Consider the following 17,517-nt stretch of genomic DNA (forward strand, 5'->3'; position numbering starts at 1 on the left):
TGTTTCTCTTATGACTGTTTTTTCAGACGGATCACATTCCATGAAAGCGGCGTGAAATGTGCAGTTAAGCCGTTCTCGCTGACGGAAGACGTTCCGTTGGAATGCGGAGTGACATTTTTTCTGTTATGCTGGTTTGTCGCTTTAATATCCTGATGCTCGAGTACGATGTGCTCTGCGATTTGATACGATTCAAAGCCTCTGAGCGAAATCTCCGTCTCCATCTGATCCTCAGCTTTGTTTACCGCAAAAATGGTGAGTGTTTCTTCCTCTTCGGAGTACACAACAGCAGCGTCAACATACGGCACATCAGTAAAATCAGCGCAGTCATACTTCGGTGAAGAAATAAGCGGTTTCAGTGACTCTCCTCGGCCGTAGACAGAAGCATGCATGTACGGATAAAAAATCGGCTGTCTCCATGCTTCTCCGCCTTTTTCCGTCATGATCGGCGCGATGACATTCACAAGCTGTGCAAGACACGCGATTTTCACACGGTCTGCGTGCTGCAGCATCGTAATGAGCAATGAGCCCACCAATAAGGCATCTTCAAAATTATAAATGTCCTCTAAAATCGGACGCGCAGTAATCCACGGCTCGACTTTTTTATCAGCTTCATTTGAGTGATACCATACGTTCCATTCGTCCAGAGAGAGATTGATTGTTTTCTTGCTGCGTGTTTTTGCTTTTACATAGTCACAAGTTGCAGCGACAGATTTAATAAAATGATCAAGATCCATAGAACGGGCCAGATAGTTTGGCAGATTGTTATCCCGGTTTCCGTAATACGTATGGAGAGAGATATAGTCTACATGCTCATACGTATGCTCCAGCACCTTCGCTTCCCAATCGATAAACGTCGGCATGCCGCTGTTTGAGCTGCCGCAGGCAACGAGTTCAATTGATGGGTCAACCCATTTCATGACCTTGGCAGTCTCCGCGGCTAGCCGTCCGTATTCGTCAGCGGTTTTATGCCCGATCTGCCACGGGCCGTCCATTTCGTTGCCCAAGCACCACGTTTTGATGCCGTACGGCTGTTCATAGCCATGCGATCTTCTCAAATCACTCCAGTAAGAGCCTTTCGGATGGTTGCAGTATTCTACGAGATTGCGGGCAGCATCTATCCCTCGCGTGCCGAGGTTAACAGCCATATTGACTTCTGTGTTCACCTTTTTTGCCCAAGTTAAAAATTCATTCGTTCCCACTTCATTGGTTTCTGTCGTTTGCCATGCCAAGTCAAGGCGTCTCGGGCGTTTCTCGACAGGTCCGACGCCATCCTCCCAATTATACCCTGATAAAAAGTTTCCGCCCGGATAGCGGATGATCGGAACCTGCAATTCCTTGATCAACGCCTGAACATCCTTACGAAACCCGTTTTCATCAGCCTGAGGATGATCAGGTTCATATATACCTTCGTATACAGCACGCCCCATGTGCTCGATGAACGACCCGTAAATCCGTTTGTCGACTTCACCAATTTTATATTCTTTGTCCACAATCACTCTCGCTTTTTTCATTACACGTTTCCTCCTTCATTATCCTTTGACTCCGCCTACTGTCAGGCCGGAGATAAAGTACTTTTGGAAAAACAAGAAAATGATAATCACCGGCAAGATGGCAAATACTGAGCCGGATATGAGCATGTCATAGTTGTTTCCGTAAGGGCTAAGCAAGCTGGAAAGCCCGATTGGAAGCGTAAACATTTCTTTCGACCGAAGCACAATCAAAGGCCATAAGAAGTTGTTCCAGCTGTTTAAAGACTGGAGAATGATCATTGCTCCGAATGCCGGTTTCATCAAAGGCGCCATAATCCTGAAAAAGATGCCGAATTCCGTGCATCCGTCCATTCTCGCTGAATCCAGCAGGTCTTTTGGAAGGCCGAGTGCATATTGCCGGAAAAAGAAAACAGCTACCGGCGAAACGATAAACGGCAAAATGACACCCGTATACGAATCGATCAAATGCAGCCCGACTGTAAGCTTAAACAACGGGAGCATCATCACCTCAAGCGGGACCATCATAATAATCAGCACAAGAACAAAAATAATATTTCTTCCTTTAAATTCATAAACCGCCAGTCCGTACCCGATCATCGAAGAGAAAAACAAGGTTAGCACTGTCGTTAATAGACCAAGCACAAGGCTGTTAAAAAACCATTTAAAATAAATGCTGCCGCCGTTAAACAAAAATGTATAGTTATCAAGACTCATCACTTTTGGATCAATGTCAACATTCAGCCCCACCCGTAAAAGCTCAGATGATGGCTTTAATGATCCTAAAAGCAGACAGAAAATCGGGAAAATATACAACAGGCTCAGCATGATAAAAAATAGAGTAAGCGCGATTCTGTACACCCGAAACTGAGGACTGTGCCGCAACATTTACCCCTCCCCCTTAAACGAGCCTGACAGTTTTAATGAAATCAGGCTGACAACAAGTATGACAATCAAAAGCACAATGCCAATGGCCGCCCCGTATCCCATTTCATTGTAAGCAAGGCCCTGCTGATACAAATATCCGACAAGCGTCAGGCCGATATTACCCGGGGAATTATTTTGCCAAAGGACGTAGCTTTCCTCAAACATCCTGAACCCGCCAATGATACTGATGGTTAAAACATAGACGGATACAGGCTTCAGAAACGGCAGCGTAATGTGCATAAATTTTTTCATCGTATTTGCTCCGTCAATATCAGCGGCTTCGTACAGCTCTTTCGGCACATTTTGCAGTCCGGCCAAAAAGTAAAGGATGTTGATCCCCATCCATCTCCACGAAGCAAGCAGCACCATCAAAAACATGCCGGTATGTTCATTGTTCATCCAGTTCTGAGGTGAAAAGCCGAGTTTGAGTAAGATGGAATTGGCCAGAGACGTTTCCATTTCTCCGAAGATCAGACGAAAAATAATCCCTGCCACAATGGTGGAAGTCAATGCCGGAATGAATAGTGCTGATTTGAATATATTTCTAAACTTGACCAGCTTTGAATTCAGGAATATGGCCAGAAGCAATGGAACTGGAATCAGCACAATCAGCGTCCAAAATGTATACTCCAGCGTATTAAAAAGGGCGGTATAAAACGTCGGGTTGTTAAGCGCGGTGTAATTGGATAACCCGACAAACGTCACCTCTCCAGGCAATATTCTTTGAAAGCTCATGATGAAGACACTAATGATGGGGTATAGAAAAAAAACAAGAAAGGATAATACAAATGGCGCTGTAAACAGATATGGCGCCGCTTTTTTCGAATAAAAAATACCTCGCCAGCCTGATTCTTTCGCAGCCGAAGGAACGGGATGAGCCGTTCCCGTTTTCACAGGTTTCATGAGAACCTCCCCGCTTTCACTTTTTGAATGGGATTCTATTTCTGTTTCAGTTCACCTGCCGCTCTGTCCAAGGCTTGTTTTGGCGTCTTTTGCTGAGATTTGAGCGCGTCGAATAATACGCTTCTGTTGACAAGGTCTGAAGCCTTGGCAAAATCCTCATGTAAATAAATCGGATTGATTTCATCCTTGATATCGAGCAGCACAGAAAAAATGCCTGTTCCGTTTTGGAAGTAATCCGTGTATTTGTTTTTCTCTTTTAATTCCTTGGAGCTCCAGACATCCCAGCGCAGCGGATCGAACCCGAGCACACTCCAAAGCTTTTTGTTTCCTTCTTCAGAACCCTTCGCAAAGGCGAGAAACTCTTTCGCTAATTCGACATGTTTGGCCTGCTTTGGCACAACGGTGGCTGTGCCGCCCAAACCTGCTGAACGATCGCCTCCTTCTTCCCATGCCGGAAGCGGCCGAATGGCAATCTTCCCTTTCAGGTCAGGCATATAATCTATGAATCTTCCCATATACCAAATCGGCATCAGAACAGAAGCCGCTCCGCCTTGGTTCATAAAACCGTAATATTCTTCACTGTGATGCCCGCCGCCCGGTGCGGCGATCATTGTTTTATCATTAATCATGTCTTTTAAATACTGAAGCGTTTTTACATTGGTGTCATTATTCAGGATCAGCTTTCCGTTTTTATCAAAATACCCTGAGTTTTGCTGTGAAATCATTGATAAAAACGTTGCTGAATCATTTGTTTCCACCGTTCCCATCGGCTTTCCGGTCGCTTTGCGCACTTTCTGTCCGGCTTTGCGGTAATCATCCCATGTTTTAATATCATCCGGGTTGATGCCGGCCTTTTTCATAATATCCATGTTATAGAACATCACCGTCGTCCCTACATGAGTATCCAGCCCATATAGCTTGCCGTTTTTGCTGTACAGCGTAAGACGCGCCTCTACGAATTTATCCCTGTCCTTTTCAATAAGCGGGGACAAATCGGCAAGCGGGACATCGGAGCCCTTCAGAAAGTTTGAAAACCGGGCCAATTCGACATCTGCAATGTCAGGCACGCCTTCCCCGGCGATTAAGGAAATCGACAGATTATCGTGCATTTGGCCATACGGATAAACGACCGTATTCAGTTTGATTTGACGGTCAGGATATTTCTTATTCCACTCTTTCACCATTTCCACATAAAACTGCTCATGAAGTCCGTTAAATGTCCAAAAAGTCAGCTCCGTTTCACCCGGTTTACCGGATGACCGTTCCGCTGAACACCCAGCGATGAATAATGTCAAAACCATCATGAGCGCAAGAAAACAGGCAGTCATCTTTTTCATCTACGTTACCCCTTCCATTCGAGGTGCGGGCTATTCATAAAGACCATGATTGACAAGCGTTTTGTTTTCATTGATGAGTCTTAATCCGGTGCAGCGGTCTCTTAAGGTGTGCGCGTGTCTGAAGGCATTCTTGACGGAATCCTGCCCGACACCGATTTCGTCAAAATACGCAGGGCCTCCGGCAGATTTCAGCCAGCCGGCCAGCTTTTTTCCTTCCGGCAGCGTTTCATAAGCCGATTGAATGACTTCCCTTTGACGCGGAGAAAATTCATTCAGCCCTTCAGCCTGGATCAGCTTTCTGTACGTGTCAGTCAATAAAACGGCCGCACAGCCCACTTTTGCCCCATGGAGAATCTGAGGCCGTTTTTTCTCCATTAATTCCATCTCAATCCAATGGGAAATATGATGCTCCCCTCCTGATGCAGGACGGGAATGGTCCAAAGCCAGCATGACAAGTCCCGATACAATTAAGGACTCCATCAGAACCCGGATGCCAGTTTCCGTTTTCATTGCAATATCTTCAGCGTGTTCGATACAGGCATCAAGTGCTTCTTGTACGAGCTTTGCGCCTATTGGTGAATAAGGCTCACCAGCGAGCTGATGAGAAATGTTCCAATCAGCCAAAGACGTCATTTTGCCTAGCATATCCCCAAATCCGGCCGCCACCATAGGCTGCGGCGCCGCTTTTAAGATATCAAGATCAGCGAACAGCGCGGACGGGGCCTTCGTTTGGATGGTTGTTTTCGTACCGTATAAAATAATGGGCGCACCAGCTGATGTAAATCCGTCAACGGATGGGGCAGTCGGATATGAAATAAACGGCAGCCTCCTCTGGAAGGCGGCAAAACGCACGATATCATGGATAGTCCCCGAACCGACTGCAATCATGATATCTGTTGATTTTTTCGTGTGGACCAGCACATGAATGAGTGATCGTTCATCTGCCGCCACATCTCCTGCTTCATTTTCCGGAATAATCAGGCACTCCGCCTGAAGCCCTTCCTTTATCAAGCGGTCTTCTAACTCGATCCCCGCTATGCGGTGCGTATTCCGATCACAGACAAGGACGATACGCTGATCATTCCTTCTTTTTACATAATCCAACAACCGATCGGCTGCTTGTTTTTCAAGAACAATTTCGTCTACTCCTAGAGGACATGTCATCTCCCCCGCGTGTTCAAAAGCACGCTGAACGTCAGCTGCGATATGATTCATAGCAGAATCCCCTCCTCAGCCAGTTTGGTTACATCCTTAATGGACTCCAGTACATAATCCGGCGTATATAAACACTGTTCTCCCGGTTTCGCAGAACCAGTCAGCACTAAAGCGCTCTTCATGCCATACAGCTTTCCCATTGCGATATCAGATTCAATGCTGTCTCCTATAATCATACATTCATGCGCGGAAAGCCCCAGCGCAGTACAGGCAGCCTCCGCCATCAGCCATGATGGCTTTCCGACGACAAGCTCCGTCTTCGCCTGAGCAGAAGCTTCTATCGCCCCAATCATTCCCGCAACGTCGATGGCATTTCCGTCCTCATTTGGAAAATAGCGATCTTTGTTCGTGGCAATTATACGAGCGCCTGCGGCGGCCGCTTTAAAGGCTTGATTCAAGTCTTCGTAGGTGAGTGTTTCATGAAGCGAGATGACAAGCCAATCCGCTTCCTTCGGTTCATCCGCTGTCTGGACACCCGCCAGCCTCAGTTCGTCTATCAAGCCCTGTTCTCCAAGCACCCATACCTTTGAAAAACGATAGTTTCTTTTTAAAAAGGCTGCTGTCACACTTGATGACAAGACAATTTCGCTTATATCTGCATCTATACCGGCACCAAGCAGTTTTTTTCTGCACATGGCACGGGAGATATTTCCCCGGTTGCTCAAAAAGACGATTTTCCTTCCCATATTTCGAAGTGTACTGATGGCTTCTCTTGCTCCATCGATCAGTTCGTTTCCTCTGAATACGGTACCGTCCAAGTCAATCAGAAAACCGGCCGGTGACACTGCGGGATTATGACTGGCCATAATACGCATTTGCTCCGTGTTTTCGATAGAAGTGCTTTTCGTGGAGAACAGTATTGATCGGGCTGAGATTCTTGTTCAGCATCATAGAGTGATACGCCATTTCCGCAACCGTTTCTAACACCACCGCGTTATGAATGGCGTTTAAGGCGTCTGTGCCCCAGCAGAACGGGCCGTGGTTATTAACGAGCACACCCGGCACCTGCTCGTATTTATGATGCTGAAAGGTCTCCGCAATCACTTTGCCTGTATTCAGTTCATAGTCATGGATAATTTCTTCATCGTACATTTCTCTTGTACACGGAATCGCACTGTCGAAATAATCGGCATGTGTCGTGCCTAAAGGGGGTATGTCCCTTCCGGCTTGCGCCCAGCTTGTCGCCCATTGAGAATGGGTATGAACAATCCCGCCGATATTCGGAAACGCGTGATACAAATAAACATGAGTGGGTGTATCAGAAGAAGGTTTGAGCGAGCCTTCTACGACCTCACCTTCCAAATTCAAAACAACCAAGTCATCAGCTGTCAGCTCGCTGTATTCGACTCCGCTCGGTTTAATGACGATTAACTCTTTTTCACGGTCAATACCGCTTACATTTCCCCACGTAAAGGTCACCAGCTGATGCTCTTGAAGCTTCAGGTTGGCAGCCAGCACCTCTTTTTTTAACGTTTCAAGCATGCTCATCACCCTTTATGAATTCTTTTGTGCGGCAGATGAAAATTGAAGATTTTTTATCGTTTTCAGACGTTTCATGACATGATTCTCTTTACCGAAATATTGAACCAGCTCTTTATATTCAGCATATAGCTTTTCATATACGGCGGCATGTTCAGCGTTTGGCTTATAGGATATATCTTTCAGTTTCCCCATGTGCGCCGCTGCCTCTGTGACATCATCATAGCCGCCGTTTTCTTTACCGGCCGCAAGCGCGCCGAAAATGGCAGAGCCTAAGGCTGGGGCTTGCGGTGAACCTGAGATTTTAATATCCATGTTTGTGACATCCGCATAAATCTGCATGACAAACGGGTTTTTCTCAGCAATACCGCCAGCTGCGTACAGCTCTTCAATTGGCACACCGCTTTCTCTAAATGTTTCAATAATCATCCTTGTGCCGTATGCTGTTCCTTCAACTAACGCTCGGTAAAGCTCTTCAGGTTTCGTCAGCAGCGTCATGCCAAGCAGCATCCCTGTTAGATCAGCATCAACTAAAGTTGAACGGTTTCCATTCCACCAATCCAGGGCAAGCAGGCCGCTTTCACCCGGCGCTTGCAGATTTGCTTTCTCGCTCAGCAGCTCGTGAATACTGATGTTTTTTTTCTCAGCTTCGTCTTTATATGCTTGCGGGACACACGTTTTTACAAACCAGTCAAAATGATCGCCCACACAGGACTGACCGGCTTCATACCCCGCAAATCCCGGCAGAATGCCGTTGTCCACGACCCCGCACATGCCGGGCACAATGTTTACCTCGTCTCCTAAGAGAACGTGGCATGTTGAGGTTCCCATAATCATCAGCATTTTTCCTGGTTCTGTGATACCGACAGCAGGAACAGACACATGAGCGTCAACATTCGCAACAGCAACCGCTGTTCCCGGAAGAAGGCCAGTCAGCTGTGCCATTTTTTCCGTCAGCCCGCCTGCTTTTTCCCCTACTGAGTGAATCGATCCCGCTAACTTGTCTTTTGTAATCGTTTTCATTGCAGGGTGAAGTTTTTCAAAGAAATCCTCTGAAGGATATCCCGCTTCCTCACTCCAAATCGCTTTATAACCGGCTGTGCAGTTGCTTCGCTTCAGCGAGCCGCACAGCTGATACACGATCCAGTCAGCTGCTTCGATCATCCGATCAGCTGCTTCATAAATGTGCGGCGCTTCTTCGGCAATCTGCATCACCTTCGGAATCATCCATTCTGATGAAATCTTTCCTCCGTAGCGCTGTAAAAAAGCTTCTCCTTCTTCTTCGGCGATTTGGTTGAGCCGATCAGCATGCTTTTGGGCGGCATGATGCTTCCAAAGCTTCACATAGCTGTGCGGCTCCTCTTCAAATTCCGGCAGCATACATAATGGCTGCCCTTCACTGTCGACAGGCAAGATCGTACATGCCGTAAAATCAATTCCGACCCCGATGATCTCTTGTGGATCAACACCAGTCTGTTCAAGTAATGACGGAATCGTTGTTTCCAAGACTTCCAGGTAATCTGCCGGATGCTGAAGCGCCCAGTCCCGCGGCAGCTTTTGACCCGTTTTGGGAAGTACGGTATCAATGACAGCGTGTGGATATTCTTTGACAGCAGCGGCCAGCTCTTCTCCAGTTTTGACGTGAACGAGAACCGCTCTTCCTGATAATGTTCCGAAATCAACACCTATTGTGTAAGCCAAGTGACATCCCCCTCTCTACTTTTGAAGCCTGTAAAGCGCCTCGTTCCATTTCAATTCATGTTTCAGCTTGTGAATCGATGTATCACGAGAAATTAAGATACTTTCAACCCCCGCCATTTCCGCCCAATCCATCAATTGCTCCGCTGTCAATTCGTAAGACAAGCAGGTATGGTGTGCGCCGCCGGCTAAAATCCATGCCTCCGCCGCTGTTTTTAATGAAGGCTCAGGCTTCCAGAGAACGCGGGCGACAGGCAGATTCGGCATATCTTTCTCAATTTCCTGTCCGTTTACCTCATTGAGCACGAGACGGAAACGCCCTCCGATATCAACCAGACTCGCTTGAATGGCTGATCCGCTGATGCCATTGAATACAAACCGCGCCGGGTCATCCTTGCCTCCGATAGACAGCGGATGAACTTCAATTTTCGGCTGATCCAAAGCAACTGTCGGGCACACCTCCAGCATGTGTGAGCCAAGAATCATTTCATTTCCAGGTTCAAAATGGTACGTATAGTCCTCCATGAAGGACGTTCTTTTACCTTCAGCCATGATTTTCATCATCCGGACGAGTGCAGCCGTCTTCCAATCACCTTCTCCGGCGAATCCGTAGCCTTTTTCCATAAGCCTCTGAACAGCCAGCCCAGGCAGCTGTTTCATTCCGTGCAGCACTTCAAATGAAGTCGTAAAAGCCGTGTATCCGCCTTGTTCAAGAAAAGCGGTTAGGCCAAGTTCAATTTTCGCCTGTTCTTTAATGGACGCTATCTTTGCTTCGTCTCGTTTCGTTTCCTCGCTGATGACATAAAGCTTGTCATACTCTGCATAGAGTGTTTCGACCTCATCGTCCGTAATTCCATTCATCACTTCGACGAGATCCCCGATGCCATAGCCGTCAACCTGCCAGCCGAATTGAATATGCGCTCCCACCTTGTCGCCGTCCGTTACTGCAACGTGACGCATGTTATCTCCGAATCTGGCAACCTTGATATGCCTGCTTTCATTTAGCGCAGCCGCCGTATTCATCCACTGAGAAATTTCTTTCTTCACCTCTTCATCATCCCAATAGCCTGCGACAACTTTACGGCTCAGCCCCATACGAGAATTGATGTACCCGTACTCGCGATCGCCATGTGCGGATTGGTTGCTGTTCATAAAATCCATGTCAATCGTATTCCATGGAATATCCCGATTGTATTGAGTGTGCAGATGCATAAGCGGTTTTTGGTAAGAGGAAAGGCCTTCTATCCACATTTTTGCGGGAGAAAATGTGTGCATCCATGTAATGATTCCGGCGCATGTTTCACTGTACTCCGCTTCTCTTAACAGCTGTCTGATGGTTTCCGAGGAAGTGACAACAGGTTTATGCTTAATTTTATATCTGGAAGAAATGCCGCTAAGTCCCTCACAAATGCTTTTTGCATGCTGGTCGACCAGCTGCAGCGTTTCTTCTCCATAAAGATGCTGGCTTCCTGTTACAAACCAGAATTCATAATCTCTTGTCTGAAGCATGTTAACTGCCCCTTTCTTATAAAATAAAACGCTTCCAATTCTAGAATGATAGATACGTACTAATAAACAAAAACTAGTGAATTATTATTAATTTGTACGAACAACTTTATTATAGTAATTCAGTAGGATACTGTCAATCTTTTCTTTTAAAAAAAGCCAGGAGTTCACCTGGCTTATCAGTTTAATAGGACGGCCAGCCTGAACTCCAATTCAAATCATTGATTAATAGCTTTGGAATGCCGTTATCTTTCGCGTCATAGGCATGGCGCACGAGTATGTTTCCATTTACAATATCCTGACCTCCAGGCCCTTTCCATTGTTCATTGCCGGAATCTAAGATGGTGCCCCCTCCTTCCAGCATACTTTTTCCGCTTTTATCAAGATAAGGCCCTGTTATGCTTTTAGATCTTCCATAAGCAATTTTGTACGTACTATTTACTCCATCACAGCATTTATCAAATGAAACCATTAAATAATAATAACCATTTTGATATGTGAGGGTAGGAGCTTCCAGCGCTCCGCCATTACTTGGCCTCGACGCGATGGAATAAAGCGACCCAGTAGGCTTCATCGTGTTCTTATCCAGCTTGGTCAGCTTGATTCCGCTCCAAAACGAGCCGAACGCAAGCCATGGGTTGCCATCCTTGTCAAAGGTGAGTTCCGGATCGATGGCGTTATAATTATTGGAGCTCGTTGACCGGATTACCAGGCCTTCGTCTTTCCAGCTTCCCGAGCTGATGCTTGTTGAAGAAGCAAGGCCTATGGCAGAGATATTTTTTCCGAAAGAAGAAACTGAATAATACAGCCAGTACTTTCCGTTATAATATTGAATATCCGGCGCCCACTGGTTTTGGCCGTAATTCGGCACATAAGCGGACCACCATGATAAAGGTGTGCTGAAAATCGATTTTTGCACGGTCCAGTTTTTAGCATCCGAAGATTTGAGTACCCGCAGCCCTCTTTCTTCCGTAAGACCTGTTCCAAACGCGTACCACGAGCTTCCCTCTTTGATCATCGTTGGATCATGAAGCAGTTCATTAGACGCTCCCCAGAATGCAGCGGATGCCGGTGAAGCGGAACTCAATAACAAACCCGCTGTCAGAGCAGCACTCGAAAAGTGAAAGAACCGTTTCCATGCTTTTTTCTTTTTCAATTTTGTCAAACCTCCTTTATTTTAGAAAGCGCTTACAAAACCTGAAATTGAATCCTCCTTTCCTTACAAATGAGCGGCATATCGTACGGGATCAGATTCAGGAAATTTTCGGTATCTTCTTTCATTTTAGTCACTCCGTCATAATTTGTACAGACAAAAAAATAGAATCCGCCTCACAAGGCGGATTCTTCCGTATCTTTATTGGTACGTAATATCGTCAACCGTTTGGCGATCTAACTTCTTAATGACTTCGGTGATTAATTTTACCGCGTTTTCATAATCGTCACGATGCAGCATGGCAGCGTGCGTATGAATGTATCGTGTTGCAATGGTAATGGACAGCGCAGGAACACCGTTTGCCGTCAAATGAATGGACCCGGAATCAGTTCCTCCACCGGCGATCGCGTCAAATTGATATGGAATGCCTGCTTCTTCTGCTGTATTGACAACTAAGTCACGAAGTCCTTTGTGGGAGACCATAGATGCATCGTACAGAATAATCTGTGGTCCTTCTCCCATTTTGCTTTGCGCTTCCTTCTCAGAAATCCCTGGCGTATCTCCGGCTATCCCTACATCAACACCGAAAGCAATATCAGGCTGTATCGTGTGCGCAGAGGTCTTCGCTCCTCTTAGGCCAACTTCTTCCTGTACAGTTCCAACGCCATACACAACATTTGGATGATCTGTGTTTTTTAAATTTCTCAAAACATCAATGGCGATCGCACAGCCGATACGGTTGTCCCACGCCTTTGCTAAAAGAAATTTTTCATTGTTCATTACCGTAAATTCAAAATGCGGAACGATCATATCGCCTGGGAGTACGCCCCATTCCAATGCTTCCTCACGGCTTGAAGCCCCGATATCAACGAACATCTCTTTGATGTCTACCGGTTTTTTTCTCGCCTCAGCAGATAAAATGTGCGGAGGCTTAGATCCGATAACCCCTGTGACCTCTCCCTTTTTCGTCACGATGGTGACACGCTGAGCCAGCATGACTTGAGACCACCAGCCGCCGACAGTTTGAAAACGGATAAAGCCTTTATCGGTGATTTGTGTCACCATAAAACCGACTTCATCCAAATGCCCGGCAATCATAATTTTCGGACCGTTTTCCGCGCCTGTTTTTTTCGCAATTAAACTGCCAAGCCGGTCAGTTGTCACTTCATCAGCAAATGGTTCTATGTATGATTTCATCACTTGCCTTACTTCTCTTTCATTTCCCGGAATACCTTTTGCATCAGTTAATTCCTTCAGCATGGTTAATGTTTCATCCAATTTAGCCATGATTCCAAAAACCTCCCTCATATGTCCTGCATTATTATTATACAAAACCTGACGGTAACCATACGACTATTTCACTTAAAAAGCGGGTATATCTTTTTTAACAAACTTCTTTTAGAAAAAGTGAAACCTTTTTCTATGCACTTCGTATTACATCAGATCATCACAATGAGGGAGGTGCCTTCACACAATGTTTATCATGGTTCTCCGGATACTATTGCTTGCTTTATTTGCTTACTGTATTTATGCCTTGGTCAAATATGTCGCAAATCCAAAGAGAAGACTGAAGCTGGCCCAATCAAAAGAACTTTTTTATATTATCGATGAACAGAACAATACCCGAAAGAACTTTCAATTGACGTATAAAGGCGTGCTTTTTGAAGGAGAAAAGCATATTCCTTCCAAGGATCATCCGCTGTTCATCCACACCATCTTCGTATGGACAGAGTCTCCTGAAAAGCTGAAAAACTTTTCTGCAAAAGATTTTGAGAACATTGAAGAAAAAGTACTGGAACGATATCCGGATTGCAAAATTGACTGGGATCAGCCCATAAAACTTGCAAAAAAAGCAGAAGAGCGCTAAACGCTTTTCTGCTTTTTTTATAAATCAAACGGACTGTAATAGATACCGATCAACACCGCTTCAATTACCAAAAGAAACGGCACACCGTATTGAAATGATGTGTGCTTCGTCTTATGTCTGAAGGTCTGCATGCCGAGCCAGACACCAAGCGCTCCAAACACAATGGCAATCAGCCACAGCCGATCTTCAGAAATTCTCCATTTGTGGTGCTGCGCTCTTCGTTTATCTGCGCCCATCACCCAAAAACCGCACAGATTGATCAGAACTAGATATACAGCAATTATCATGTTGCCTCATCCTTTATATAAAAAAGCCGCTCTTAGAGAGCGGCTCTATATCATTATTTGTTTAATTGAGCTTTAGCAGCATCAGCAAGCTGATTGAATGCAGTAAGATCGTTTACAGCAAGATCAGCAAGCATTTTACGGTTTACTTCGATACCAGAAAGCTTAAGACCGTGCATTAAACGGCTGTAAGAAAGACCGTTCATGCGAGCAGCTGCGTTGATACGAGTGATCCAAAGCTTACGGAAATCACGTTTTTTCTGACGACGGTCACGGAAAGCATAGTTTCCAGATTTCATGACCTGCTGGTTAGCTACTTTGTATAATGTATGTTTTGAACCGAAATAACCTTTTGCTAATTTAAGAACCTTTTTACGACGCTTACGTGTAACAGTTCCGCCTTTTACTCTTGGCATTAAATTTCCCTCCTAATTGTTCCTTGTCCGATTACTTGATGTTAGCAAGCATTTGTTTGATACGTTTGAAGTCTCCTGCGCTTACAACAGCACTCTTGCGAAGCTTACGCTTTTGCTTTTGAGATTTGTTGGCGAATAAGTGACTTGTGTATGCATGAGAACGTTTTAACTTCCCAGAACCTGTCTTTTTAAAACGTTTAGCAGATCCGCGGTGAGTTTTCATTTTTGGCATGGGATTTCCTCCTTATTGCTTTTCGTTTTTCGGCGCGAGCATGAGGAACATGCTGCGGCCGTCCATTTTTGGTTTTGTTTCGACTGTCGCAACCTCAGCACATGCTTCAGAAAAACGGTCTAGTACACGTTGGCCGATTTCTTTATGAGTAATTGCGCGTCCTTTAAAGCGGATAGAAGCTTTCACTTTATCGCCTTTTTCAAGGAATTTAATCGCATTGCGCAACTTCGTGTTAAAGTCGTGCTCATCGATTGTCGGACTTAATCTAACTTCTTTTAAGTTAATGATTTTTTGATTTTTGCGTGCTTCTTTGTCCTTTTTCTGCTGCTCGAATCTGAACTTTCCGTAGTCCATGATGCGGCAGACAGGCGGTTTTGCATTTGCTGCAACTAACACAAGGTCAAGATTTGCGCGGCCGGCTATTTCAAGTGCTTCCTGACGGGACTTGATTCCAAGCTGGTCGCCATTTTGTCCGATTAAGCGGACCTCACGTGCACGGATACCCTCATTAACCAATTGATCTTTGCTAATAATGAGCCACCTCCATAGTTTCTTCGAATTGATTCACACTCTTTTGACTGCATTCTGCAGGCAAACAAAAAGTGCGGGCATTATAAAACACCCACACTACGAACATCTGTATCAATAAAAATGTACGGTCAACCTGCCAACTACATGAATGTGTCAATCAGGTGAGAAGCGGGTGCTTCTGCTTGTGATTTATATTCAATTCAATAACTATTCTACACAATGCCGGATGTTTAGTCAAGGATGACTTACCCGGAACAACTTTCTCATTGTAACATGGGTTATTTATGAGTGCAAGAGAGAAAACGAAAATCTTTTATTCTTATCCAGCATGCAAGTGTTCTAAACCCTCCAGACAATCATGAAGGATTTGGTTAAACAGCATTGGCTGAGCCATACGAAGATCCAATATACTCCCCCATCCTTCTCCTTATTGCGCAGTTTATCAAAAACCACATATAGGAAAATGCTAAACAAAGTGAACCTCATACTAAAAAAGCCGATATAAGAACCAGAAGGGAGTCCGACACATGAACAAACCGATTCAGCTTACTCTATTTTTGACATTGATAATAACCGGCTGCTCCAATAGCAACAGCATATCTTCAGAGCCAAAAGAAGAGACTGTTATCACAGCCGCAGCGTTTCATGAAAACAAGCTGGAGAAAGAGCTGAAAAACCTAAAACCCGTTTCATTGAAAATGGTGAATCCGCTCGCAACTGAATTAGGAAAGCTGAAGGCGAAGCAAGAAGCCGAGAAACAAAGACAAATCACTGCAGCGAAAAAACGCGAAAAAGAGCAGCGAGCGAAACGAAAGAAACAACAGGAGGAAGAAGCGGAAAGGCAACGATTGGCACAGGCAGCAGCAGAAAGACAAGCTGAGCTTGAAAGGCAGCGTCAGGCAGCAATCCAAAAACAGCAGGAAGCAAATGCCGAAAAAGAACGGCAAGCGCAGGAACAGCGTCAGCAGAATGAGGCATCCTCATCTAACAGCCAAAATGCGCCATCTTCCCCGAGCCAGACAGATGATGCCATTCAACAGCCGGCTTCTGAGCTCCCTGATGACGACGGCTATGGTTATGAAGAACGAAAAAAGTGGCATGACGATCAAGTGGAATGGGGCATTAAACAAGGATATATCGATCCGGAAGACGCACCATAAAATAGAAAAAGCCAAGGCTGTCAGCCTTGGCTTAACCTCCAATCAGCTGTATAAACACAGGAATGACCAGAACCGTTACGACCCCGACAACGACAACAGCAATACTTGCCATCGCGGCTTCGACTTCACCCATCTCGATCCCAACGGCTACACCGAGTGCGTGTCCGGACGTTCCGAGAGCCAACCCTTTTGAAATGGGATTCTTCACTTTAAATACCTTTAAAAACAAAGCGCCGAGCGCATACACAATGACGGCGTTAAAGATGACCGCAAAAGCTGTGATATCGCTGATGCCGCCAATATCTTTTGATAAAGGAAGCGCAATCGCCGTTGTTGCCGCCTGCGGAAGCATACTTTTCATAACAGCCTCATCAAGGTGAATCCCTTTTGCTAGCAAATAGACAATCGTGACAGAGCAGATAGAGCCTGCGATAATGGAGGACATAATTTGCCACCAGTATTTTTTCAGTTTATCTCTTTGTTTGTACAATGGAATGGCAAAAGCAATCGTCGCAGGTTCCAGGAAAAACTTAATGATTTCTCCTCCGTTATTATAGTCAGCGTAAGAGAAACCGCCGATTTTCAAGAATGCAATTCCAAGCACCATCGCAACAAACAATGGAGTGAAAAGGAAGAACCCTTTTGTTTTTTTAAATAAAAAGGTGCCGATGCCGAAAGCGGCCAGTGATACGACAATTCCGAAATAAGGACTCATTGTGCTTTCCATTTCATGAACCTCCTGTTTCTTTTAATGATGAACAAGTTCGTTTTTCTTCTGCGGCGGCTGCACTGTTTTTGCTTTTATGTCATCGGCAGTCTTGCGTTTTCCGCTCAATGTAAGAATAAGCTGAGAAAACAATCCTGTTGCCCCCAATAAAATAATCGTTGCGAGAAGAATGACAAGGACGATTTGCAGGCCGTATTGCTGCATCACACCAAGAGAATTCATAACAGATATACCTGATGGAACAAATAAAAATCCGATCAATGAGGTTAAAGACGTTCCGAGCGTTTCTACTTGTTCCAGTTTAATCACTTTCAAACATAATAGGAGAAATAATAAGACCAATCCTACAACTGACGCCGGTATAGGAATTGGGACAAAAGCGGCAATCATATTGGAAACCATCATAATGACGGCAAAAATAAATGCTTGTGTTAAAAATCCGTACACTTTTTTAGCACTCATTTTCTTCACCTCTTTCTCTTTTGTACCCTCATTATAAATAAGAATTTCTATCTATTAAGCGCTTACATGATAACTTGCCGAATATTTAAGGTGAGTTGCAGCATAAAAAGGATGAAATACAAAAAGCCGCCCC

At 45.1% G+C, this 17,517-nt stretch carries 19 protein-coding genes and 1 other annotated feature; of the genes, 2 read left to right on the forward strand and 17 right to left on the reverse strand.

Annotation, left to right across the window (positions count from 1 at the left end; translation table 11 throughout):
* Positions 1-8: 8 nt before the first annotated feature.
* The 11 genes from abfA to NSU16_RS14095 all read right to left on the reverse strand — a co-directional run bounded on the left by abfA (position 9) and on the right by NSU16_RS14095 (position 12,992).
* Entirely contained in the window at positions 9-1,511 is a 1,503-nt protein-coding gene (abfA, locus tag NSU16_RS14045) for an alpha-L-arabinofuranosidase AbfA (RefSeq protein WP_339191247.1), read from the reverse strand.
* 18 nt (positions 1,512-1,529) lie between these two features.
* Positions 1,530-2,375 (reverse strand): arabinose ABC transporter permease AraQ, encoded by an 846-nt coding sequence (gene araQ / locus NSU16_RS14050; RefSeq protein WP_026014752.1) that lies wholly within the window; start codon positions 2,373-2,375, stop codon positions 1,530-1,532.
* Positions 2,376-3,317 carry a sugar ABC transporter permease gene (locus NSU16_RS14055; protein WP_010335239.1) on the reverse strand — a complete coding sequence of 314 codons (942 nt, stop codon included), beginning with the start codon at positions 3,315-3,317 and terminating at the stop codon, positions 2,376-2,378.
* 35 nt (positions 3,318-3,352) lie between these two features.
* Positions 3,353-4,654 carry an ABC transporter substrate-binding protein gene (locus NSU16_RS14060; RefSeq protein ID WP_168748489.1) on the reverse strand — a complete coding sequence of 434 codons (1,302 nt, stop codon included), beginning with the start codon at positions 4,652-4,654 and terminating at the stop codon, positions 3,353-3,355.
* Between the two features lie 30 nt (positions 4,655-4,684).
* Complete coding sequence (gene egsA / locus NSU16_RS14065; protein WP_339191249.1) at positions 4,685-5,869, reverse strand: sn-glycerol-1-phosphate dehydrogenase; 1,185 nt, start codon at positions 5,867-5,869, stop codon at positions 4,685-4,687.
* Positions 5,866-6,684 (reverse strand): HAD-IIA family hydrolase, encoded by an 819-nt coding sequence (locus NSU16_RS14070; protein WP_339191251.1) that lies wholly within the window; start codon positions 6,682-6,684, stop codon positions 5,866-5,868. Before NSU16_RS14070 ends, egsA begins: the two co-directional genes overlap by 4 nt.
* On the reverse strand, positions 6,662-7,351 hold the full coding sequence (araD, locus tag NSU16_RS14075; protein ID WP_010335243.1) for an L-ribulose-5-phosphate 4-epimerase: 690 nt from the start codon (positions 7,349-7,351) through the stop codon (positions 6,662-6,664). Before araD ends, NSU16_RS14070 begins: the two co-directional genes overlap by 23 nt.
* Positions 7,352-7,363: 12 nt before the next feature.
* Positions 7,364-9,049, reverse strand: a complete 1,686-nt coding sequence (gene araB / locus NSU16_RS14080) for a ribulokinase (RefSeq protein ID WP_339191254.1) — start codon at positions 9,047-9,049, stop codon at positions 7,364-7,366.
* A gap of 15 nt (positions 9,050-9,064) precedes the next feature.
* Positions 9,065-10,555: an L-arabinose isomerase gene (araA, locus tag NSU16_RS14085; protein ID WP_268472258.1), complete on the reverse strand. Its 1,491-nt coding sequence runs from the start codon at positions 10,553-10,555 to the stop codon at positions 9,065-9,067.
* Positions 10,556-10,736: 181 nt separating this feature from the next.
* On the reverse strand, positions 10,737-11,708 hold the full coding sequence (gene abnA, locus NSU16_RS14090; RefSeq protein WP_326218138.1) for an arabinan endo-1,5-alpha-L-arabinosidase AbnA: 972 nt from the start codon (positions 11,706-11,708) through the stop codon (positions 10,737-10,739).
* Positions 11,709-11,906: 198 nt separating this feature from the next.
* Positions 11,907-12,992: a M42 family metallopeptidase gene (locus tag NSU16_RS14095; protein WP_029441383.1), complete on the reverse strand. Its 1,086-nt coding sequence runs from the start codon at positions 12,990-12,992 to the stop codon at positions 11,907-11,909.
* A 187-nt stretch (positions 12,993-13,179) separates the two neighbouring features.
* Here NSU16_RS14095 and ysdB point away from each other — a divergent pair, with 187 nt between their 5' ends.
* Positions 13,180-13,572 (forward strand): sigma W pathway protein YsdB, encoded by a 393-nt coding sequence (gene ysdB, locus NSU16_RS14100; RefSeq protein ID WP_010335249.1) that lies wholly within the window; start codon positions 13,180-13,182, stop codon positions 13,570-13,572.
* A gap of 17 nt (positions 13,573-13,589) precedes the next feature.
* Here ysdB and NSU16_RS14105 read toward each other — a convergent pair whose 3' ends face one another.
* Genes NSU16_RS14105 through infC form a run of 4 tightly spaced genes read right to left on the reverse strand, consistent with a single transcriptional unit; the run spans position 13,590 to position 15,038 of the window.
* Positions 13,590-13,859 (reverse strand): DUF1294 domain-containing protein, encoded by a 270-nt coding sequence (locus NSU16_RS14105; RefSeq protein ID WP_010335250.1) that lies wholly within the window; start codon positions 13,857-13,859, stop codon positions 13,590-13,592.
* A gap of 53 nt (positions 13,860-13,912) precedes the next feature.
* Positions 13,913-14,272, reverse strand: a complete 360-nt coding sequence (gene rplT, locus NSU16_RS14110; RefSeq protein WP_003222420.1) for a 50S ribosomal protein L20 — start codon at positions 14,270-14,272, stop codon at positions 13,913-13,915.
* Positions 14,273-14,303: 31 nt separating this feature from the next.
* On the reverse strand, positions 14,304-14,504 hold the full coding sequence (rpmI, locus tag NSU16_RS14115) for a 50S ribosomal protein L35 (protein WP_003222418.1): 201 nt from the start codon (positions 14,502-14,504) through the stop codon (positions 14,304-14,306).
* 12 nt (positions 14,505-14,516) lie between these two features.
* Positions 14,517-15,038: a translation initiation factor IF-3 gene (infC, locus tag NSU16_RS14120; RefSeq protein ID WP_071543361.1), complete on the reverse strand. Its 522-nt coding sequence runs from the start codon at positions 15,036-15,038 to the stop codon at positions 14,517-14,519.
* Positions 15,039-15,094: 56 nt separating this feature from the next.
* Positions 15,095-15,225, reverse strand: a sequence feature (ribosomal protein L20 leader region).
* A 337-nt stretch (positions 15,226-15,562) separates the two neighbouring features.
* Between infC and NSU16_RS14125 the strand changes: the two genes are divergently transcribed.
* Positions 15,563-16,195 carry a hypothetical protein gene (locus NSU16_RS14125; RefSeq protein WP_339191258.1) on the forward strand — a complete coding sequence of 211 codons (633 nt, stop codon included), beginning with the start codon at positions 15,563-15,565 and terminating at the stop codon, positions 16,193-16,195.
* 31 nt (positions 16,196-16,226) lie between these two features.
* On the opposite strand, the gene lrgB is transcribed toward NSU16_RS14125, so the two are convergent.
* Both lrgB and lrgA read right to left on the reverse strand, forming a co-directional pair.
* A complete protein-coding gene (gene lrgB / locus NSU16_RS14130; RefSeq protein ID WP_010335252.1) occupies positions 16,227-16,922 on the reverse strand; it encodes an antiholin-like protein LrgB in 696 nt (231 codons plus the stop codon).
* A 21-nt stretch (positions 16,923-16,943) separates the two neighbouring features.
* Complete coding sequence (lrgA, locus tag NSU16_RS14135) at positions 16,944-17,384, reverse strand: antiholin-like murein hydrolase modulator LrgA (protein WP_010335253.1); 441 nt, start codon at positions 17,382-17,384, stop codon at positions 16,944-16,946.
* Between the last annotated feature and the right edge of the window lie 133 nt (positions 17,385-17,517).

The organism is Bacillus sp. FSL K6-1003, from assembly GCF_037964945.1.
GTDB classification, from domain to species: domain Bacteria; phylum Bacillota; class Bacilli; order Bacillales; family Bacillaceae; genus Bacillus; species Bacillus mojavensis.